This is a genomic window from Gammaproteobacteria bacterium (assembly GCA_034522055.1).
In the GTDB taxonomy this organism is placed as follows: Bacteria; Pseudomonadota; Gammaproteobacteria; order JAABTG01; family JAABTG01; genus JAABTG01.
The window spans coordinates 523,854-546,041 of the sequence record JAXHLS010000006.1 but is presented as its reverse complement, the minus strand read 5'-3'; the positions used below and the strand labels follow the sequence as shown (position 1 = coordinate 546,041).

Here is a 22,188-nt window from a genome sequence, read left to right as displayed (position 1 = left end):
AGCCCTAGGGCGCGGGGCGCCGGGCCCAGTGGGCGGCCAGGGCGGCCCCCGAGAGGTTGTGCCAGATGCTGAATACCGCCCCCGGCAGGGCGGCCAGGGGCGAGAAGTGCTTGATGGCCAGGGCCACCCCCAGCCCGGAATTCTGCATGCCCACCTCGATGGCGAGGGTGCGACTGGTGCGGGCGTCGTGGCCCAGCAGGCGCGGCACCCAGTACCCGCCCCCCAGCCCCAGCAGATTGTGCACCATGACCGCCCCCACCACGGCCAGTCCGATGCTCCCCAGTTGGTGGGCATTGAGGGCCACGATGATGGCGATGATGGCCACGATGGCCAGCACCGAGACGGCAGGGAACAGCTCCCGCACCGCCCCCAGCCGATGCCCCAGCCAGGTATTGAAGGCGACGCCGGCGAACACGGGAAGGAGCACTATCCTCGCGATATCCCACAGCATGTCCGTGACCGGCACCGGCACCGTCTGGCCCACGTAGAGCCAGGTGAGGAAGGGGGTCAGGGCGATGGCCATCACCGTGGATACGGCGGTGAGGGTGATGGACAGGGCCACGTCACCGCGGGCCAGATAACAGATGACGTTCGAGGCAGTACCACCGGGACCCGCCCCCACCAGCACCATGCCCGCCGCCAGTTGGGGCGGCAACCCGAAGGCCAGCGCCACCAGCCAGGCGGCGAAGGGCATGATGGTGAACTGCAGCAGCACCCCCAGTCCCACCACCCGGGGCCGGCGGGCCACCGCCTTGAAGTCCTCGAGGCGCAGGGTCATACCCATGCCGAACATCACCAGCCCCAGCAGAGGTACGATGGCCACGCGCGCGGGGATGAAGAACTCGGGTATCGCCACCGCCACGGCGCACAAGGCGATGGCGATATAGGGGAAGCGCCGTATCAGCAGGGAACTCAGGGTGGAGAGCATTGTTATTCCGGCCTTTCAATCAAGACGGCGGATTTCGGCCGCGCATTGCACCCGCGGAGGGCTCTCATTAAAAAGGGGCCTTGCGGCCCCTTCGTATTCCGGTGCTGCCGGCGGGCTCAGACCGCCGCCGACTCGCCCTCGGTCACCGCTTTCATGGACAGGCGGATGCGGCCCTGCTTGTCCACCTCCAGCACCTTCACCCTGATGGTATCGCCCTCGGACAGCTTGTCGCTGACCTTCTCCACCCGCTCATCGGAGATCTGGGAGATGTGCACCAGGCCGTCCTTGCCCGGCAGGATGGTGACGAAGGCGCCGAAATCCATGAGGCGGGCCACCCGGCCCTCGTAGATCACCCCCACCTGCACGTCGGTGGTGAGCTGTTCGATGCGCCGCTTGGCCTCCTCTCCGGCGGCACTGTCCACCGAGGCGATGGATACGGTGCCGTCGTCCGTGACGTTGATGGTGGCACCCGTCTCTTCCGTGAGGGCGCGGATGGTCGCGCCACCCTTGCCGATGACGTCACGGATCTTGTCGGGGTTGATCTTGATGGTCATGATGCGCGGCGCAAAGGTCGACATGTCTTCCCGCGGCCGGTCGATGACCTTGGCCATCTCGCCGAGGATGTGCATGCGTCCCTCCTTGGCCTGGTCGAGGGCCGCCTCCATGATCTCGCGGGTGATGCCGTCGATCTTGATATCCATCTGCAGGGCGTTGACGCCGTCGGCGGTCCCGGCCACCTTGAAGTCCATGTCGCCCAGATGGTCCTCATCGCCCATGATGTCCGACAACACCTGGAACTGTTCGCCCTCCTTGATGAGCCCCATGGCGATGCCGGCCACCGGCGCCTCGATGGGCACGCCGGCGTCCATCAGGGCCAGGCTGGTGCCGCATACCGAGGCCATGGAACTGGAGCCGTTGGACTCGGTGATCTCGGACACCACGCGGATGACGTAGGGGAATTCCGCCAGGGTGGGCATGACGGCCTGGATGCCGCGCTTGGCCAACCGGCCGTGGCCGATCTCCCGGCGCTTGGGGGTGCCCACGCGACCCGTCTCGCCCACGCAGTAGGGTGGGAAGTTGTAATGGAGCATGAAGGGCTCGCGGCGCTCGCCCTCGATGGCGTCGATGATCTGGGCATCCCGCTCGGTGCCAAGGGTGGCCACCACCAGGGCCTGGGTCTCGCCGCGGGTGAACAGGGCCGAGCCATGGGTGCGTTTGAGGATCCCCACCTCCACGGCGATGGGGCGCACGGTGCGGGTGTCGCGGCCATCGATGCGGGGCTGCCCGGCCAGCACCTGGCTGCGCACGATCTTCTTCTCCAGCTTGCCGATGGCGCCGGCCACTTCGCCCTCGCTCCAGCGCGGCTCGTCGCCGGCGGTGAGTTCCGCCACCACGGCGCTGCGCACCTCGTTGAGGCGACCGTAACGCTCCATCTTGTCGGCGATGGCGTAGCCCTCGCGGATGGCATCGGCCGCGGCGGCCTCCACCGCTGCCGCCAGTTCCTCGTCCACCGTGGGTAGAGCGACCTCCCACTCCGGCTTGCCCGCCTCGGCCTTCAACTCCTTGATGAGCCCGATGACCTTCTGCTGCTGCTCGTGACCATAGAGCACCGCATCCAGCATCACCTTCTCGGGCAGCCCCTTGGCCTCCGACTCCACCATCAGGACGGCGTGCTCGGTACCCGATACCACCAGGTCGAGCTGCGAATCCACGAGATCGGCGAGGCCGGGATTGAGCAGGAATTCGCCGTCGCGGTAACCTACCCGGGCCGCGCCCACCGGGCCGTTGAAAGGCAACCCGGAGATGGCCATGGCGGCGGAGGTACCAATCAACGACGGGATATCGGGGTCGATATCCGGGTCGAGGTCGATGACCGTGAGCACCACCTGCACCTCGTTGGTGAACCCTTTCGGAAACAACGGCCGGATGGGCCGATCGATAAGGCGGCAGGTGAGGGTTTCCTTCTCGCTGGGCCGGCCCTCACGACGAAAAAAACCGCCGGGGATCTTGCCGGCGGCGTAGGTGCGTTCCTGGTAGTCGACGGTGAGGGGAAAGAAATCGCGCCCCTCTCTGGCCTTCTTCTCGGCCACCACCGTGGCCAGAACCTTGGTGTCTCCGAGGGAGGCGATGACCGCCCCCGTGGCCTGGCGGGCGACCTTGCCGGTCTCCAGGGTCAGGGTGTGTTTGCCGTATTGGATGGATTTGGTAATGGGAGTCATGGCGTTTCCTGAAGCGTGTGCGATTGAGAAGGGTCCTCGATACAGCGGCTGGCGGGACCCGAGTCCCGCCGGCCCCTTGTCATCAGCGCCGCGCCATCAGCGCCGCAGGCCGAGACGGCTGATCAGCTCGCGATAGCGATCGAGGTCCTTTCTCTTCAGGTAATCCAGCAGATTGCGCCGCTGACTGACCTTGCGCAGCAGGCCCTGGCGGGAATGGTGGTCATGGATATGGGTCTTGAAGTGGCCCGCGAGATGCGTGATCTCGGCGGTCAACAGGGCCACCTGCACCTCCGGCGAGCCCGTGTCCGACGCACCCCGTTGATATTGCTTGACTATTTCGCTTTTGCTTTGTGCATTCAGTGACATTGAAGATGGACTCCCACAAGGATCTCGTGTCTCAAAAACCGTGTATGTTAATCCCTAACCCTTTGTCGTAACAAGGACCGGACTGCCTATCCGTGACCCGCCAACAGCCGCCGCGGCGCGATGCGTCCGTCCTCCAGCACCTCCCCCGCGCCGATGAAGCCCTTGTCCACATCGTAGAGGCGCACCCAGCCCGAGGTGGGGGCCCGCGGCACCATGACCGCCTGCCCCTGGTGCATGTAGAAGGACAGGTCCTGGGACAGCCGGATCTCCGGCCATTGTTCCACCGCCGCATCGGCAGGCAGCAGAAGCTTGTCCAGGTGGTGGGTACCCTCCGCGGCGATGTGCTCCAGTTCCTCCACCGTCACCATCTGTTCGGCGCCGAAGGGACCGGCCCCGATACGGTGGAGCGCGGAGACATGGGCGCCGCAGCCCAGGTATTCCCCGAGGTCCTCCGCCAGGGTGCGGATGTAGGTGCCCTTGGAGCACCTCACGTCCACATCCAGCTCGTCATCCCGGTGGGCGATGAGTTCGAAGCCGTGAATGGTCACGGTGCGTGGCTCCCGCGCCACCTCCAGCCCCTGATGGGCGAGCTTGTACAGGGGCTGCCCCCCCTGCTTGATGGCTGAATGCATGGGCGGGATCTGCTGTATCTCGCCCCGGAAACGGGCCATGGCCTCTTCGAGTTCGGCCACCGTCAGGGGCGGCACGGGACGACGCTCGATGACCTCGCCCTCGGTGTCGCCGGTGCGGGTCTTCTCGCCGAGCTTGAAGGTGGCACGGTAGTGCTTGTCCGAGTTCAGCAGGAAGCCCGACATCTTGGTGGCCTCGCCGAAGCAGATGGGCAGCAACCCCGTGGCCAGCTTGTCCAGGCTGCCGGTATGCCCCGCCTTGCGGGCACGGAACAACCGTTTCACCTGTTGCAGGGCCTCGTTGGAGCTCAGTCCGGCGGCCTTGTTGAGCAGCAGGATCCCCGTGACGTTGCGCCCGTGCTGGCGCCTTCGACCCATGATCAGTCTTCCTCTCGTGATTGTTCGTTGGCACGGTCGCTGTCCACCGCCTGCTGGATGAGGGATGCCAGACGGTGGCCCTTTTCCACCGAGTCGTCATACAGGAAACGCAGCTCGGGGACGGTGCGGGTACGCAGGCGCTTGGCGAGGCCGGAACGCAGGAACCCGCCGGCGCGCCCGAGGGCGGCCATCAGCTCCTTGGGATCGTGCTCCTCCAGCACGCTGGAGACGTGGACCTTGGCCACGGCCATATCCCGGGACACCTTCACCCCGGACACCGTGATGCCGTGGAGACGGGGATCATGGACCTCGCGCTGCAGCAGATCCGCGAGTTCGCGCTGGATCTGATCCGCCATACGGTCGGTACGGCCGAACTCCCGCGGCATTACCCGTACTTCCCGCCCCACATGGGCATCAAAGGGTGCGCTCCACCTGGATGGTCTGGTAGACCTCGATCTGATCCCCCGGCTTGACGTCGTTGTAGTTCTTGACGCCGATACCGCATTCCATCCCGGCCTTCACCTCGCTGACGTCATCCTTGAAGCGCCGCAGGGATTCCAACTCGCCCTCGAAGATCACCACGTTGTCCCGCAACACGCGGATCGGGTTGTTGCGGCGCACCACGCCATTGATGACCATGCACCCGGCGATGGCGCCCAGCTTCGGCGAACGGAATACGTCTCTCACCTCGGCGAGGCCGACGAATTCCTCCTTGAACTCCGGCGCCAGCTTGCCGCTGATGGCCTTCTTGACGTCGTCGATGACATCGTAGATGACGCTGTAGTAGTGGACGTCCACGCCCTCGGACTCGATGAGGCGGCGGGCCGTGGCATCGGCCCGCACGTTGAAGGCGATGATGACGGCGTCGGAGGCGATGGCCAGGTTGACGTCCGTCTCGTTGATGCCGCCCACGCCGGCGCCCAGGATCTTGACCTTCACCTCTTCGAAGGAGAGCTTCTCCAGGGCCTCCTGCAGGGCCTCCGCGGAACCCTGCACATCGGCCTTGATCACCAGGTTGACGCTGGAGGTCTCGCCCTCCTCCATCTGAGAGAAGACATTCTCCAGCTTCGCCGCCTGCTGCTTGGCCAACCGCACCTCGCGATACTTGCCCTGGCGGAACAGGGCGATCTCCCGGGCCTTGCGCTCATCGGGCACCACCACCGCCTCGTCGCCGGCGTTGGGGGTACCGGAGAGGCCGAGCATCTCGACCGGAATGGACGGCCCGGCGCTTTCCACCTCCTCGCCGCGTTCGTCGACGAGCATGCGCACGCGACCGTACTCCTGACCACACAACAGGATGTCGCCCTTGCGCAGGGTGCCCTCGCGCACCAGGATGGTGGCCACCGGGCCACGGCCCTTGTCGAGGCGCGATTCGATGACCGCGCCCACGGCCGCCCCTTCCGTAGGGGCGGTGAGTTCCATTACCTCGCTCTGCAGCAGGATGGCGTCCAGCAGGTCGTCGATGCCCTCGCCGGTGATGGCCGACACGTGCACGAAGATGTTCTCGCCGCCCCACTCCTCGGGTATCACCTCGTGGACGGTGAGTTCCTGCTTGACCCGATCCGGGTCGGCGTCCTCGCGGTCGATCTTGTTCACCGCCACGATGAGGGGTACCCCCGCCGCCTTGGCGTGCTGAACGGCCTCAATGGTCTGGGGCATCACCCCGTCGTCTGCCGCCACCACCAGGATGACGATGTCGGTGACCTTGGCACCGCGGGCCCGCATGGCGGTGAAGGCCGCGTGACCGGGGGTGTCCAGAAAGCTGATGGTGCCCCGCGGCGTGGTGACATGATAGGCGCCGATGTGCTGGGTGATACCGCCCGCCTCGCCGGCGGCCACGGTGGCCTTGCGTATATGGTCCAGCAAGGACGTCTTGCCATGGTCCACATGCCCCATGATGGTCACCACCGGGGGCCGGGTAGTGGATTCCCTATCCTCGGGCTGGGCCGCCTGCAACACCTCCTCCTCCAGCGCGTTCTCCTTGATGAGCTTGGGTTTGTGCCCCATCTCTTCCACCACCACCGTGGCGGTCTCCTGGTCGATCACCTGATTGATGGTCACCATGCTGCCCATGCCCATCATGGTCTTGATGACCTCCGTGGCCTTGACGGACATCTTCTGGGCCAACTCCGCGACGGAGATGGTCTCGGGGATGCTCACCTCGCGGACGATGGGCGCCGTGGGCTTGGCGAAGCCGTGCTGGCCGGAGGCGGCCATGGCCCCCTGACCCGCCCGCGGCCTGCCACGGGTCTTGCGCTTGCCGCGCTTGTCGGTGGCCACGTGGATCTGCTCGCGGCCATAGCGGGTGGGCCCCTTCTCCTTGTCCTTTTCCTTCTTGGTCTTGTCGTGGGCGGTCTTCTCCTTGGCGCGCTTGGGGGCGGCCTGCTCCGCCTCCACCTTCGCACGCTGCTCCTCCGACTCCTTGGCCAGGCGGGCGCTCTCCTCGGCCTCGCGGCGCACCGCGTCATCCGCTTCCCGGCGCTTGGCCTCCTCTTCCTCCTGCAGGCGCTTCACCTCGTCCTGACGGCGCTTCTCCTCGCGCTCTTTGCGCTCGCGCTCCTCGGCCTCACGACGGGCCTCCTCCTCGATACGCAGCTTCTCACCCAGGTCCTTCTGGCGGCGCTTGGCCTCTTCCAGCAGAGCCTGTTTGTTGACCTCCTGCTGGGCCTTTAACTCCGCGTCGTCCACCGCGCCGCCGCCCTCTTCCCCGGGCTTGGCGTAGCTACGGCGCTTACGGACCTCCACGGTGACGGTCTTGCGCGGGCCGGTGGTGCCACGACCCTTCTTTTCCGCCGACAGGGACAGCTCGCTGACGGTCTTGCGCTTCAGGGAGATTCGCTTCTCGGGCGTCGCGGCCGGCGCATCGCCTTTGCCATGACGCTCCCGCAGATGGGTCAGAAGCTTCTTCTTCTCCACATCATCGATGGAATCCTCCGGCGTCTTGGTGCCGACGCCCGCCTCCTGCAACTGAGTCAGGAGCCGATCGACCGGTACGCCAAGGACGTCGGCGAATTGTCTCAGGGTAACCTCTGCCATAACTTGCCTCTTCGACCTTCGCTCAGCTGGACGCGTCGTCCTGCTGTTCTTCTTCAAACCATGAGGCCCGCGCAGCCATGATCAGGTCCCCGGCGAGACCGGGATCCACTTCGGCGACTTCGAGCAGTTCATCCACGGCATACTCCGCCAGGTCATCCACCGTATCGATACCCTGCTCGCGCAGCGATGCCGCGAGTTCGGCCGACATGCCGTCCAGGCTCATGAGGTCCTGGCTGGCACCGCCTTCGGCCCGCTCTTCGGAGACGATGGCGCGGGTCAGCAGGACATCGGCGGCACGCGAGCGCAGCTCCTCCACCATGTCCTCGTCGAACTCCTCGATCTGCACCATCTCCTGGGCCGGCACATAGGCCAGTTCCTCTATGGAAGTGAAGCCCTCCGCCACCAGGATGGCGGCCACTTCCTCGTCCACATCGAGTTGCTCCATGAACATGGCCTGGAGCTTCCCGGCCTCGGCCTCGCTCTTCTCGTCGGCCTGCTCCTCGGACATGACGTTGAGGGTCCAGCCCGTGAGTTCGCTCGCCAGCCGCACGTTCTGCCCACCGCGGCCGATGGCCTGGGACAGCATATCCTCGTTGACCGCCACATCCATGCTGTGGGCATCCTCGTCCACCACGATGGACACCACCTCGGCGGGCGACATCGCGTTGACCACGAAGCGTGCCGGGTTGTCGTCCCACAACACGATGTCCACGCGCTCGCCCGCGAGTTCGTTGGATACCGCCTGGACGCGGGAGCCGCGCATGCCCACGCACGCCCCCACGGGGTCGATGCGCGGCTCGCGGGTAAGCACCGCGATCTTGGCCCGCGAGCCCGGGTCGCGAGCGGCCGCCTTGATCTCGATGAGGCCTTCGCCGATCTCCGGCACCTCCAGCTTGAACAATTCGATGACCAGCTCCGGTGCCGTGCGGCTGACGAAGAGTTGGGGTCCCCGGGCCTCCAGGCGCACATCCCGCAGATAACCCCGAACGCGGTCGCTGGTGCGGATGGCCTCCCGCGGGATCATCTCCTCCCTGAGGATGACCGCCTCGGCGTTGCCGCCGAGGTCGATGATGATGTTGCCCCGCTCCAGGCGCTTGACGATACCCGTCACCAGCTCACCGCGACGCCCCTGGTAGGCCTCCACCACTTGGGCGCGCTCCGCCTCCCGCACCTTCTGCACGATAACCTGCTTGGCGGTCTGAGCGGCGATGCGCCCGAACTCCACCGACTCGATGGGCTCCTCGATATAGTCCCCCACCTGCAGTTGCGGGTCATGCTCCCGGGCCTCGGCCAGGCGGATATGGCGCTCGCGAGAGAACTCGAGGGAGTCCTCCTCGTCCGCCTCCAATGCCATCGTGGTCTCCGCCGATTCGGGCAGCCGGGCCTCCACATCGTCGGGCACCACCAACCAGCGGCGGAAGGTGCTGTGCTCACCCGTCGCGCGGTCGATACTCACGCGCACGTCGATCTCACCACCATTCTTTTTCTTGGTGGCCGTGGCCAACGCGGCTTCGATGGCCTCGAAGATGATGTCCTTGGACACCCCCTTCTCGTTCGAAACCGCTTCTGCTACCAGCAGGATCTCTTTAGTCATTTAACGACCCCATTCCCCATAACGCCTATACCTCACAAGGCCTACACTTCGGCAACCAGGTTTGCCCTGGAAATGTCGGCGAGGGGGATCTCCCACACTTCGCCGTCCTCATCCAGGGTGACCATACCCTGGCCGCACGCCACGATTACACCCTTGATCTTGCGCCGTCCGTGCAACGGATCGTGCAGCTTCACCCGCACCCTGGCGCCTATGAACCGCTCATAGTGCTCGGCCTCGAAAAGCGGCCGCTCCACTCCAGGGGAGGACACCTCCAAAAGGTAGTTCCCCTGGATAGGATCCTCCACGTCCAGCACCCCGCTCACCTGATGACTCACCCGCTCGCAGTCCCCCAGGGTGATGCCGTCCGGGTGATCGATGTAGACCCTGAGCACCCGCCGGCCACCGCCGGTATCCAGTTCGACGCCCACGAACTCGTAGCCGAGGGCCTCGACACCCGACGCAACCAACTCGCTCAATCTGTTCAGTCTGCTAGCCATCAGTAAAAAAAAATGGGCCCTAGGCCCACTGCAAACCCCTACCCGATCCGCCCACCGACCCTTTTCGGGTAGTGCACGACCAGGCGGGCTCATGACCCACCGGCATCGCGGCCCCAGGTGAACGTCATTGCAAAGGCATTCACCACGGGGCCGGCAAAAAAAAACCCCGACGAGGGGTTTCTCCTGACCGGCGGAACGCTTATCGCCTGCCTTCGGACCTTCGTTGATCTACCCTTAGGCAGCGATTCCCAAGTAGCCGCGAAGTGTATATTTTTCAACAGGCTTAATCAAGGCCCGGCCGGATGTCGGGCTAAAGCCCGACCTACAGCCCGACCCACAGACACATCGCCACCGCCGGTTCCCGGGGCACGAATGTAGGTCGGGATTCATCCCGACATCCCGGCCAGATACGCCGCCACCGCACGTTCCCGCGGCACGGATGTAGGTCGGTTGCTCCTGGCAACCGACATCCCGCCCGCTACCCGCCGGGATCCCGTCGGCTGCCAGGAGCAGCCGACCTACGCCTCTGTCCTTCTCCCCAGGGGAAGTGGGAAAGGGGAAAGGGGAAATGGGAAAGGGGAAAGGGGAAATGGGAAATGGGAAAAGATTACCACCCGTGCGTCGGCTCTGCTGACGCCGAAACGGTGGATCCGCTGCGCCTTTTCAAGCTGCCACTCCTCCCTGACCTTCTCCCTTTTCGCGTCACTCGCGTCTTTCGCGGTTACGCTTTTGTAGGTCGGGATTCATCCCGACAACCCGGCTCACCCCACGCCCCCCCCTCAGGTAATTGCCACGCCCTTGACCAGGGCATGAACCGCCATACCCGGAGCGAGCCCGAGGTGTTCCACCGATCGGCGGGTGATGCGCGCCAGGAGGATCTGATCCCGGAGCCCCAGACGCACCAGCACATGCCCGGGGTGGGGATCGCCGTTGACCTCGAGCACCCGGGCCGGCAGGCAGTTCAGCACGCTGGAGTCCGCCGCCTGCGCCGCGGCTGCAATGGAACCCATCTCAGCGATATGCTCCAGTAACTCGATACGTCCCGTGCCGAGAAAGCCCCGGCCCTCGACGTTGAGCCAGAACGGGCCATCCACAGCAGTCTTCATAGGCAGCCGTACCCTCCCTCAGGAGTGAAGGAAATACATAAAGGCATTTGGGGAATCGTATGGAGTTATACCGGCGTTAACTCTCATGGCGATACGCGCCACCCAAGATGATGAAAGAGGAGCGCGTATCGCCATGTTCGTTCCCTCACCCCATCCCTGTACTCCGGGCATCCTGCCCTGCGCCCTGCGGGCCGCGCCAAGGCGCGTTCAAATCCGTTCCCGACGGATTTGTCCCAGTGGGAGAGGGGGAGTTCGTGCTTCGCGACTTTCACATTAACTAACATATAACGAGATGTAAGATTCCCTGGCGGCCCGGCGCTGCCGCGTCACGACCGCGGCCTCCTGCCAGGCCGTGATGGCCGCCCAACGGCGTGGGGCATCACAGACCGCGCGGCGGGCTGGGGGGGTTGGGGGTCTCCAGGCTGGGCGGCAGGCGGGATTTCCCCATCAGCCAGACATCGATATGCCGGGCCACATCGCGTCCCTCGCCGATGGCCCACACGACGATGGACTGACCGCGCCGGGCATCGCCGGCCACGAACACCCCGGGGATGGCCGACATCTTCCGGGCATCGGTCTCCAGGGCCTCGTCCCCGCTCAGGGTCAGGCGCGCCTCCCGGAGGAGTTCCACCTCCGGACCTTCGAAGCCGATGGCGATGAGCACCAGATCGGCCGGGATCTCGATGCCGCTCTCCTGCACGATCTTTTCGATGCGCCGGCCGTGCCGGTCGCGCTTCCAGTCGACCCGCTCGGCCTCGATGTGGTTTACTCGGCCATCCCCGTCGCTGTCGATGAAGCCGGCGACGTTGAGGCTGAAGGCCTCTTCCCCGCCTTCCTCCAGGGCGTAGGTATGCCGATAGGTCTGGGGTTGCTGCGGCCACGGGTTGTCCGCCGGCCGTTCCTCCGGGGGGCGCGGATTGATGCTCAACTGGAGTACCTCCCGCGCGCCCTGTCGGTGAGCCGTGGCGACGCAGTCGGCGCCGGTGTCGCCCCCGCCGAGCACCACCACACGCTTGCCGCGGGCATGGGCGGCGCCGTTCACGGGCCGCCCGGCCTGGCGCCGGTTCTCGGCGGTGAGATACGCCATGCCGTACACCACACCCATCAAATCACGCCCCGGCACCGGCACGTCGCGCTGGCGCAGGGCGCCAATGGCGAGGCACACGGCATCGAAGCGGGACTGCAGATCCGCCAGGGACACGTCCACCCCGACGTTGACGCCCGTGTGGAACTCGATGCCTTCCTCCTGCAGCTGCCGCACCCGCCTGGCGACCATGGGCTTCTCGAACTTGAAGTCGGGGATGCCGTAGACCATCAGTCCGCCGATGGTGTCGTCGCGCTCGAACACCGTGACGGCGTGACCGGCGCGGTTGAGTTGCTGGGCGGCGGCCAGGCCCGCCGGCCCGCTGCCCACGATGGCCACCCGCTTCCCGGTCCGCACGGCCGGCGGACAAGGGATGATCCAGCCTTTTTTCCAACCCATGTCGACGATGGCCCGCTCGATGTCCTTGATGGTCACGGCGGCGTCGTTGTACGCGAGGGTGCAGGCCGGCTCGCAGGGGGCAGGGCAGGTGTAGCCGGTGAACTCGGGAAAGTTGTTGGTGGCATGCAGCCGCGCCAGGGCCTCCTCCCACTGACCCTGGTAGACGAGGTCGTTCCACTCGGGAATGATGTTGCCGATGGGACAGCCGCCCATGCAGGTAGGCACGCCGCAGTCCATGCAGCGCTGTCCCTGGGTGCGCAGCTCCGCCTCATTCCACTCGAAGCGGTAGATCTGGCGGTGGTCGCGCAGGCGCGATTGGACCTCGCGGTAGCCGATGGGTCGGCGCCGGTGACGCAGGAATCCGTCGGGGTGATTCTCGGACATGATGGTGGTCCTCAGGCGGCCCGCCGTGGCGGCTTGATGCGGATATCCTGGCCGCTGGCCAGGTGGCGGGCGACGGCATCGGCGTAGGCGTCGGCTACCACTTTTACGAAAGTCCCGAGGGAGCCTTCCCAATCCTCCAGGATCCGCGCCGCCTTGCTGCTGCCCGTATAGCCGACATGGTTCTCCAGCAGGCGCCGCACGAGTTCCTGATCCCGCGAGTCCTGCAGGGGCTCGATGCGTCTCCCATCCGCGTTCAGATGCCGTTCCGCCAGCCTCTCCTCATCGAAGATATAGGCCTCGCCGCCGCTCATGCCGGCGCCGAAGTTCCTGCCTATGGGCCCCAGGATCACGGCAACCCCCCCGGTCATGTATTCACAGCCATGGTCGCCCACCCCTTCGACGACGCCGAGCGCCCCGGAGTTGCGCACGCAGAAGCGTTCCGCACCGCGGCCGTTGAAATAGGCCTCACCGGCGGTGGCGCCGAACAGGACGACGTTGCCGACGATGGTGTTTTCCGCCGCCGCGTATCCGGCGTCCGCCGGTGTGCGGACGCTGAGCAGCCCGCCCGAGAGCCCCTTGCCGGCGTAGTCGTTCGCGTCGCCCTCGAGGTGCAGCCCGATGCCGCGGCACAGGAAGGCCCCCAGACTCTGTCCGGCGGTGCCCGTGCAGCGCAGGTTGATGGTCCCCGGCGGCAGGCCCTCGGCGCCGTGGCGGCGGGTGACCTCGTGGCTCAGGAGCGTACCGAAGGTGCGGTCGCGGTTGCACAGTTCGACCGCGATCTCCACCGGCCGGCGCTCCTCCAGGGCCGGCCGCGCCTGCGCGATGATCCGGTGATCGATCTTCCGGTCCAGGCCGTGATCCTGGGCGCGGGTGCGGCGCGGCGCATCCTCGGACTTCATGCGCCGTAGCAGTTCGGACACATCAGGATGGATGCCCTTGGGATGAGCAACCCGCTTCGCCCGCAGCCTGTCCACCCGCCCGCTCATGTCGTCCATGCGGCGAAAGCCGAGGGCCGCCATGTGTTCACGCACCTCGCCGGCGACGAAGCGCAGGTAGTTGACCACATGCTCGGCGCGGCCCTGGAAGCGTTCCCGCAGGCGCGGGTCCTGGGTGGCGATGCCCACCGAGCAGGTATTGCAGTGACACTTGCGCAGCATGATGCAGCCGAGGGCCACCAGCGGCGCCGTGCCGAAGCCGTACTCCTCCGCCCCCAGCAGGGCCGCGATCACCACGTCGCGACCGGTCAGCAGGCCCCCGTCGGCACGCACCGTGATACGGGAGCGCAGGCGGTTGGCCAGCAGCACCCGCTGGGTCTCCGCCAGCCCGAATTCCCAGGGCGCGCCGGCGTGCTTGATGGAGGTCTTCAGCGAGGCCCCCGTGCCTCCGGAATCACCGCTGATCAGTACCGCGTCGGCACGTGCCTTGGCGACGCCGGCGGCGATGGTGCCGACATTGGCCTTGGCCACCAGCTTGACGTGGATCTCCGCGCTCGGATTGGCACACTTCAGGTCGTGGATGAGCTGCTGCAGGTCCTCGATGGAATAGATGTCGTGATGGGGCGGCGGCGAGATCAGGCCGACCCCGGGCACCGTGAAGCGAACCCGGGCGATGCCTTCGTCCACCTTGTCGCCGGGGAGCTCGCCGCCCTCTCCGGGCTTGGACCCCTGGGCCATCTTGATCTCGATCTGGCGGGCCCGCGCCAGGTAATGGGCGGTGACGCCGAAGCGGCCGCTCGCCACCTGCTTCATGGAGCACTCGCGCTCCGTGCCGAAGCGTTCGGCCTGCTCGCCGCCTTCTCCCGTCCCGGACTTGCCACCGATGCGGTGCATGGCGATGGCGAGGGCCTCATGGGCCTCCTGGCTCAGGGCGCCGAAGGACATGGAGCCGGTGGAGAAACGTGTCATGATGGACTCCACCGGCTCCACCGTATCGAGGGGAATGGCCGCGGCGTCCGGGGTGACGAACTCCAGCAGGCCCCGCAGGTTCTGCAGCCCACCATCCACCTGGCTGGCATAGCGGGTGAAGTCTTCATAGGCGCTGGCATCGTTGCCGCGCGCCGCCTGCTGCAGCTTGCCGATGGTGTAGGGGTTCCAGTGATGCCGTTCCCCGTCGCGACGCCAGTAGAACTGACCACCCGGGTCGAGGGGCAGATTGCCGGGGACGCGGGTACCGAACGCGATCGCATGGGTGTCCAGGGTTTGCTGTTCAACCTCGTTAAGGCCCACCCCCGGAACATGAGCCGTCGTGCCGCTGAAGTATGCGTCGACGAACTCGTGGTCCAGCCCCATCGACTCGAAGATCTGCGCCCCTTTGTAACCCTGCAGGGTCGAGATGCCCATCTTCGACATCACCTTGAGGATGCCGCCCTCGAGGGCCCGGCGATACTGGGCCAGGGCCTGGCCGGTAGCGCCCGCGATGAGGCCCCTGGCCACCATGTCGGCAATGCCCCCGTAGGCCAGCCAGGGGTGCACCGCATCCACCCCGTAACCGATGAGGGTGCAGAAATCGTGCACCGTATGGGGCTCGCCGGCATCGATCACGAGGGCGGCACGGGTCCTCAGGCCCTGGCGAATGAGATGATGGTGCAGGGCCGACACCGCCAGCAGGCTCGGGATGGCGACGCGCCCCGGACCGATGGCGTGGTCCCTCAGCAACAGGATCCCGCAGCCCTCGCCGATGGCCTGAACGACGGCGCGGCGCATCGTCAGGATGGCTGTGACCATGGGTTGGCCCCGGGGGCAGGTGATGTCGATGGGGCGGCTGCGCAGACCATCGTGGTCCATGTGCTCGATGGCCCGCAGCTGCGGGCCGCTGAGGATCGGCGACTCGAGGTACAGCTGCCGGCAGTGGCCGGGGGTTTCCGCCAGCAGATTCTCCCGGGGGCCGATGGCATCGGCGAGGGACGTCACCAGAGCCTCGCGGATGTAGTCCAGGGGTGGATTCGAGACCTGGGCGAACTGCTGCAGGAAGTAATGGCTGAGGGGGCGTCGCCGGGATGACAGCACCGCCGGCGGGGTATCGTTGCCCATGGCCCCGATGGGATCCTTGCCGTTGGCGGCCATGGCCTGTACCAGGACCCGCAGGTCCTCCAGGGTGTGACCGCAGGCCCGCTGGTATTCGTCCAGGGGGCGCTCGAGGGGCGGCAGGTGGATGTCCGCCGCCAACGGGTCGACCAGGTCCGCCAGGGACAGCCGCTGGCCCTCGAGCCAGGCCCCGTAGGGACGCCGGGCCAGCTCCGCGAATACGTGGTCTTCGGCAACGATGCCGCCGCGTGCGGGGTCCAGAACGAACAGTGCCCCCGGTTTCAGCCGGCCCCTCTGGAGCACATCGCAGGCGGGCACATCCACCACGCCGCTCTCGCTCGCCATGATGAGGCGCCGATCGCGGGTGATGCTGTAGCGGCAGGGCCTGAGTCCATTGCGATCCAGGGCGGCCGCGACGCGTTCGCCGTCCGTGGCCACCACCAGGGCGGGCCCGTCCCAGGGTTCCATCAGGGCGCCGTGATAGGCATAGAAGGCACGGCGCGCCGGGTCCATGTGAGGGTCCTGTTCCCACGCCTCGGGGATGAGCATGCGCAGGGCATGGGGCAGGCTGCGACCGCCAACCACCAGCAGCTCCAGCACGTTATCCAGTTGGGCGCTGTCGCTGAGTCCTTCCCCGGTGAAAGGCTTGATGCGTTCGATGTCGGCGCCAAAACGGGGCGAGGCGAGGGTCGCCTCGCGGGCCCGCATCCAGTTCTGGTTGCCGCGCAGGGTATTGATCTCCCCGTTGTGCACGAGGTGGCGGTAGGGATGGGCGAGGTCCCAGGCGCCCAGGGTGTTGGTGGAGAAACGCGCATGAACCAGGACCAGGGCCGAGGTGACCCGCCGATCCGTCAGGTCCGGATAATAGGCCTCGAGCTGCGGGCAGGTCAGCAGACCCTTGTAGACCACCGTGGTGCGCGACAGGGAGCAGACGTAGAAGACCTCCCCACCGAAGCCCACCAGCCTCCGGTAGAGGGCCTCGTTCTCGATCTCGCGCCGCAGGACGTAGAGCCTGATATCCAGCTCTGAGGGCTCGAGGGGCTCCCGCGGCCGGACGAAGAACTGCTGAGTCACCGGCTCGCTGTCGCGGGCCGTCTGCCCCAGGCCATGGTTATCCGTGGGCACCTCGCGCCAGGCGACCAGGTCGAAGCCCCTGGCGCGGCAGCGGTCCGCCACGAGGGCCCGCAGGGCGGCCCGTTGATCGGCGTCGCGGGGCATGAATACCTGGCCGATCCCATAGCCGTCGCACTCATCCAGCCCGGGCACCACCTCCCGGAAGAAGCGATGGGGCTTCTGCAGCAGCATGCCGGCGCCATCGCCGGTGTTCTCCTCGGCACCGCGTGCCCCTCGATGGTCGAGGTTTCGCAGGCACTCCAGGCCGTTAAGCACCAGTCCATGGCTGGGTTTGCCATCGAGATCCGCCAGTACCCCCACGCCACAGCTCGAATGATTGGCCGCGCGCAAATACTCCTCGGTTTCCAATGCCCCGGTCGGTGTCGGTGGGCGTGAATTCTGGGACGCTGTCATATCCAGGCTCCAACCAGACCTGTCGGGAGGCATAGAGCCTCGGTGTCCACTTTGCCCCCCAACGAGCCCTGAATCAATTCACCGAGGATTCCTCAAGGCATTGTCGGAATGTACATGATGCCCCATAGAGCGGATCAGGCGCGGCGCACCCGCGGTCCAGCCCTGGGGTAATCCCCACAGCGATCACCTCAGGAATTGCAGCCAGCCGGACAGGCCCAGCAGCGTCACCAGGAGTACCGGGGGTGTGATCACGATGCCGATGAGGAAATACTGCTTCCAGGTGATGACGATGCCCTTGCGTGCCAGCACGTGCAGCCACAGCAGGGTCGCCAGGCTGCCGATAGGGGTGATCTTCGGACCCAGGTCGGAGCCGATGATGTTGGCGTAGATCATGGCCTCCTTTATCAGGCCGCTCACGTTCGCGTCGTCGATGGACAGGGCCACCACCATCACCGCCGGCATGTTGTTCATCACCGAGGACAGGAACGCGGCGATGAAGCCGGTCGCCAGCGCCGCCGTGGTTACGCCGTAATCGCCGACCCCATCGAGCATCCGCGCGATGTCGGCAGTGACCCCGGCGTTGCGCAGTCCGTAGACCACCAGGTACATGCCGATGGAGAAGATCACGATCTGCCAGGGCGCGGTCTTGATGACGCGTCTGGTGGAAATGGCGTGGCCGCGCGCCGCTACGGCCAGGAGTATGGCCGCGCCCACGCCGACGATGGCCGAGATGGGCACACCCTGGGGCTCGAGCACCAGGAAGCTGAACAGCAGCAGGCCGAGCACCCACCAGCCGGTACGGAATACGGCCGGATCCTTGATGACCTCGTGCGGCCGGCGCAACTGGGTGTAGTCATAGCGCAGCGGAATCTGCTTGCGGAAGAACAGCATCAGGACCACCAGTGAAGCCGCTACCGACACCACATTCACCACCACCATCACGGTCGCGTACTCGACGAAGCCGATGCCGAAGAAGTCTGCCGACACGATATTCACCAGATTGGAGATCACCAGGGGCAGGCTGGCGGTGTCGGCGATGAAACCCGCCGCCACCACGAAGGCCACGGCCGCCACCGGACCGAACCCCAGGGCCCGCACGATCTCCAGTACGATGGGGGTCAGCATCAGCGCGGCGCCATCGTTGGCGAACATGGCCGCCACTGCTGCCCCCAGCAGCACGATGAATCCATACAGCCGCAGGCCGTTGCCCTGACCCCAGCGGGCCACGTGCAACGCCGCCCATTCGAAGAATCCGGCCTCGTCCAGCAGCAGTGAGATGATGATGATAAACACGAAGGTCAGGGTCGCGTTCCAGACGATGTCCACCACGATGGGGACATCCGACAAACTCACCACGCCGGTGGCCAGGGCGATGGCGGCGCCGCCCAGGGCGGACCAGCCGATCCCCAGCCCCCTGGGCTGCCAGATCACCAGGGCGATGGTGGCCACGAAGATAACCAGGGCGGTCAGAAGCATGACGGATCCTTAATTGGATTGGAGGGAAAAACCGGAGGGTAGAGGGGCATCAGTCATGCCGCTTGAAGGGATTGCAGCAATCGGGATGCCCCCGCAGGCAGCGCAGCAGATCGAGGCGGGACACCAGGCCCACCACCCGGCCGGCGTCGAGCACGGGCAGCGAGTTCACACGATGCTCGATCAGCAGACGCGCGGCCACGGCCATGTCGTCGGATGGTGCCACATAGGCGGGATCGGGGGTCATCACCTCCGCGGCCGTGGTGCCTTGCGCGGGGTTCGGTTCCGCCTCGGTCCCGCTAAAGACCGATTTGTAAAAGGACTCTCGCCAGATGGGGCCCGGGTCATCGAGGCGCTCATCGGCGACACGGTGGATGAGATCACCCGTGGTCACCATGCCCAGCAGTGCGCCCTTGTCATCCACCACCGGTACGCCGTTGATGCCACGGTCCACGAGCAGGTCCACGATGGCCTCGACCGGAAGCTCCGGCCGCACAGTCACCGGGTCCCGGGTCATCAAGTCATTCACATTCATGGTTTCCCCCAGGGGTTGTTGCGCCGCGGCTCCATGGTGAGGCCTCGGGCGGCGTACAATGGGTGGCCGGGATTGGAGCGGACCGTGTCTGTGTATGGGTCCACGCCCGCTCCCCGGCTTTCACGGCCGCGGTCAATGCCGGCCGCCAGCCAGTTCGGACGCCGCTGGCACCGCATCGAGCAGCTTCAGCAGGCGCTTCGTCCCGACGGGTTCGTCCCGTAAGGCCGGGACCACCGCATGGCGTCGGGCATAGTGGTCCGCCACCTCGGCGATGCGCGGCAATTCGGCACGCGCACGGCGGCGCAGCAACGGCGAATGCGTCTGGGTGGCCGCAATGCTCTGGTTGACCACCCAGGCCCAGGGCTCGATGCCCGCCCGGCGCAGATCGACCTGGAGGTTCGCCGCCTCCAGCACCGGGGTCGTTTCCGGCAGGGTCACGATCAACACCTTGGTTCTCGCCGGATCCTGCAACTGCATCATGGGCGTGGTGTAGCCGACACCGGAACCATCCATCTGGCGGCTCACCTCGCGATGGTAAGCACCCGTGGCATCGAGCAGCAGCAGGGTGTGTCCGGTCGGGGCGGTATCCATCACCACGAATTTACGGCCGGCCTCGCGAATGATCCGCGAGAAGGCCTGAAACACGGCGATCTCCTCGGTGCAGGGCGAACGCAGATCTTCCTCGAGGAGGGCGCGGCCCTCGGCGTCGAGCTTGCGGCCCTTGGTCTCCAACACGTGCTGGCGGTAGCGTTCGGTCTCCACCCGCGGATCGATGCGGCTGACCGTCAGCCCGTCGAGATCCTCGGCCAGGGTGTCCGAGAGGTGAGCGGCCGGATCGGAGGTGGTCAGATGCACCGGCAGATCCCGTTCGGCCAGGGCCACCGCGATGGCCGCCGCCACCGTGGTCTTGCCGACCCCGCCCTTGCCCATCAACAACACCAGGCCATGTCGATCCGCGGCGATGGCATCCACCAGATCCGCCAGGGGCCGAGCATCAGGTGCGCCCTGGGTCGGCCCGGCCCGGTCGCCGGCCTCTGCCGCGCTATCGTCATCCTGGAACAATCGTCCCAGGGCCTCCACGCCCACCAGGTTGAAGGCCTTCAGCGGCAGCCGATCGCGCGGCAGGTCGGCCAGGGTCGCCGGCAGATCGGCCATCGCCCGGCTCTCGCGTTCGTGAATGGCGGCGGCCAGCCCATCCGCAGCGGCCTCGCTGGCGGGCAATACGCCGTTGACCACCAGGTGCTGGCGCCGCAGTCCGATGGCCGCAAGCTCGGCATGGGTGCGTGCCACCTCAGTCAGGCTGCCCCGCTGCGGGCGGGCCACCAGGATCAGACGAGTGCGCTCGGGATCTGCCAGCGCCGCCACCGCGGCGCCGTAGCGCTCCCGTTGCTTTTCCAATCCGGCCAACGGCCCCAGGCAGGAGGCATCGCCCTTGCCGGTCTCGAGAAACCCGCTCCAGGCGCCCGGCAACTGCAACAGGCGGATGGTGTGGCCGGTCGGCGCCGTGTCGAAAACGATGTGGTCGTAACCGTCGAGGAGTTCGGAGTCGGTCAGCAGGGCCGTGAACTCGTCGAAGGCCGCAATCTCGGTGGTGCAGGCGCCCGAAAGCTGCTCCTCGATGCCCGCCACCACGGCTTCGGGCAGCACCCCGCGGACCGGACCCACGATGCGGTCACGATAGCCTTGGGCCGCGGCCTGGGGGTCGATCTCCAGCGCCGCCAGCCCCGCAACCGCCTCAACCGGGGTGATGTGGTTGCCGATGTCGATGCCAAAGACCTGGCCGACGTTCGATGCCGGGTCGGTGCTGACCAGCAGCACGCGCCGGCCAGCTTCCGCCAGATGAATGGACGTCGCGCAGGCGATGGAGGTCTTGCCCACTCCGCCCTTGCCGGTGAAGAACAGGAAACGCGGCGGGTCGGCCAGAAAGTTCAGGTTTGCGTCGCCCATGCTCAGCACTTGGTCCCACCACCACAGCACGCAGGCGCTGCCGCGATGTTGAACCCCTCGGCCGGTTCCGGCAGACCGGCCCAGCGCGCCAACTCGTCCCGGGTGGGATATCGACCGGTCAGTGCCACCTGACCATCGACGAGGATGACCGGCAAGGCGGCCTCACCCGCACGTTCCAGGATCCCGCGTACCGCCCCATTCTCGGCAAAGGCGACCGGCTGCTGGGAAAGATTGAGGCGCTCGATGGCCAGACCGTTACGCTTCGCCCAGTCCATATCGGCGGAGAAGTCGACCAGTCGCTGGTCCACGTCGACACCGCAAACGCCGGTGCTACAGCACAGGGAGGGGTCGAACACCTGTATGTTAATCATTACGATACTCCATGAATGGTTGAAATGTTGAATAAATGCTTTTGAGTCATGGAATAACCGGCATTCCTCAGGAGCCTGCTCCGGCACACGGGGGGCTATGCGCGGAGACGATGCCCGCATAGCCCGTGGATCCCCCAGGCAGGTCCCGACACTGTCCGGCGTCACCCCCACAGCATTCCTCGGTGAGGTAGGCGACCAGGTCGAGCATCAGAGGCATGTTCGCGCGGTAACGCTGAAACCGGCCCTCTTGCTCGACCACCACCAGTCCCGCGTGGGTCAGGTTCTTGAGATGGAAAGAGAGATTGGTCGGGGGGATATTCAAGGTACTGGAGATCTCACCGGCCACCATACCCTGCGTGCTCTGGCGCATCAGCAGGCGGAACACCTCCAGCCGCAGCCCGGAGGCCAAAGATTCAAGAACGGCGATCGCGCGGGTCTGATCCATGTCGCGACGCTACAAGAGTTCTTGAACAATTGCAATCATCCCGTGGTCCGGAGCATCCGAGTTTTGAATTGGAGTGTGAATACGGACGGATTACACTAGCTCAGCGAACGACACCCGGCGTACCACTGCCTATACGCCGGGAACCGGCCAATACAACTCCGGCCTCGATTGACCCGTGGTCCGCAGCCCCATTGGCATAGCCCGGATGCCACGCCGCCTGCCCTACTACCCGGTCCTTTACGGTCCA

Annotated in this window: 16 protein-coding genes; all 16 read right to left on the bottom strand. The window is 66.1% G+C overall.

Annotation, left to right across the window (positions count from 1 at the left end; genetic code table 11):
- Positions 1–4 precede the first annotated feature (4 nt).
- Positions 5–928: a bile acid:sodium symporter family protein gene (locus U5S82_21265; protein MDZ7754097.1), complete on the bottom strand. Its 924-nt coding sequence runs from the start codon at positions 926–928 to the stop codon at positions 5–7.
- Positions 929–1,044: 116 nt separating this feature from the next.
- Positions 1,045–3,147, bottom strand: coding sequence for a polyribonucleotide nucleotidyltransferase (gene pnp / locus U5S82_21260; GenBank protein MDZ7754096.1), 2,103 nt, complete (start codon positions 3,145–3,147; stop codon positions 1,045–1,047).
- Between the two features lie 96 nt (positions 3,148–3,243).
- Positions 3,244–3,513, bottom strand: coding sequence for a 30S ribosomal protein S15 (rpsO, locus tag U5S82_21255; protein ID MDZ7754095.1), 270 nt, complete (start codon positions 3,511–3,513; stop codon positions 3,244–3,246).
- An 86-nt stretch (positions 3,514–3,599) separates the two neighbouring features.
- Complete coding sequence (gene truB / locus U5S82_21250) at positions 3,600–4,520, bottom strand: tRNA pseudouridine(55) synthase TruB (protein ID MDZ7754094.1); 921 nt, start codon at positions 4,518–4,520, stop codon at positions 3,600–3,602.
- Positions 4,521–4,522: 2 nt separating this feature from the next.
- Positions 4,523–4,906 (bottom strand): 30S ribosome-binding factor RbfA, encoded by a 384-nt coding sequence (gene rbfA / locus U5S82_21245; protein MDZ7754093.1) that lies wholly within the window; start codon positions 4,904–4,906, stop codon positions 4,523–4,525.
- A gap of 28 nt (positions 4,907–4,934) precedes the next feature.
- The gene (infB, locus tag U5S82_21240) at positions 4,935–7,556 is read right to left on the bottom strand and encodes a translation initiation factor IF-2 (protein ID MDZ7754092.1); all 2,622 of its coding nucleotides are present in this window, start codon (positions 7,554–7,556) and stop codon (positions 4,935–4,937) included.
- 22 nt (positions 7,557–7,578) lie between these two features.
- On the bottom strand, positions 7,579–9,150 hold the full coding sequence (gene nusA / locus U5S82_21235; protein ID MDZ7754091.1) for a transcription termination factor NusA: 1,572 nt from the start codon (positions 9,148–9,150) through the stop codon (positions 7,579–7,581).
- A 41-nt stretch (positions 9,151–9,191) separates the two neighbouring features.
- A complete protein-coding gene (gene rimP / locus U5S82_21230) occupies positions 9,192–9,647 on the bottom strand; it encodes a ribosome maturation factor RimP (protein MDZ7754090.1) in 456 nt (151 codons plus the stop codon).
- Between the two features lie 779 nt (positions 9,648–10,426).
- Positions 10,427–10,753 carry a TOBE domain-containing protein gene (locus U5S82_21225; protein MDZ7754089.1) on the bottom strand — a complete coding sequence of 109 codons (327 nt, stop codon included), beginning with the start codon at positions 10,751–10,753 and terminating at the stop codon, positions 10,427–10,429.
- Between the two features lie 379 nt (positions 10,754–11,132).
- The gene (locus U5S82_21220) at positions 11,133–12,620 is read right to left on the bottom strand and encodes a glutamate synthase subunit beta (GenBank protein ID MDZ7754088.1); all 1,488 of its coding nucleotides are present in this window, start codon (positions 12,618–12,620) and stop codon (positions 11,133–11,135) included.
- An 11-nt stretch (positions 12,621–12,631) separates the two neighbouring features.
- Entirely contained in the window at positions 12,632–17,170 is a 4,539-nt protein-coding gene (gltB, locus tag U5S82_21215) for a glutamate synthase large subunit (GenBank protein MDZ7754087.1), read from the bottom strand.
- A gap of 183 nt (positions 17,171–17,353) precedes the next feature.
- Positions 17,354–18,646 carry an arsenic transporter gene (locus U5S82_21210; protein ID MDZ7754086.1) on the bottom strand — a complete coding sequence of 431 codons (1,293 nt, stop codon included), beginning with the start codon at positions 18,644–18,646 and terminating at the stop codon, positions 17,354–17,356.
- A gap of 49 nt (positions 18,647–18,695) precedes the next feature.
- Positions 18,696–19,178, bottom strand: a complete 483-nt coding sequence (locus U5S82_21205; GenBank protein MDZ7754085.1) for a CBS domain-containing protein — start codon at positions 19,176–19,178, stop codon at positions 18,696–18,698.
- 132 nt (positions 19,179–19,310) lie between these two features.
- Positions 19,311–21,125, bottom strand: a complete 1,815-nt coding sequence (arsA, locus tag U5S82_21200) for an arsenical pump-driving ATPase (protein ID MDZ7754084.1) — start codon at positions 21,123–21,125, stop codon at positions 19,311–19,313.
- Positions 21,126–21,127: 2 nt separating this feature from the next.
- Positions 21,128–21,496, bottom strand: a complete 369-nt coding sequence (gene arsD / locus U5S82_21195; protein ID MDZ7754083.1) for an arsenite efflux transporter metallochaperone ArsD — start codon at positions 21,494–21,496, stop codon at positions 21,128–21,130.
- Between the two features lie 67 nt (positions 21,497–21,563).
- Positions 21,564–21,941 (bottom strand): helix-turn-helix transcriptional regulator, encoded by a 378-nt coding sequence (locus U5S82_21190; protein MDZ7754082.1) that lies wholly within the window; start codon positions 21,939–21,941, stop codon positions 21,564–21,566.
- Positions 21,942–22,188: the final 247 nt, after the last annotated feature.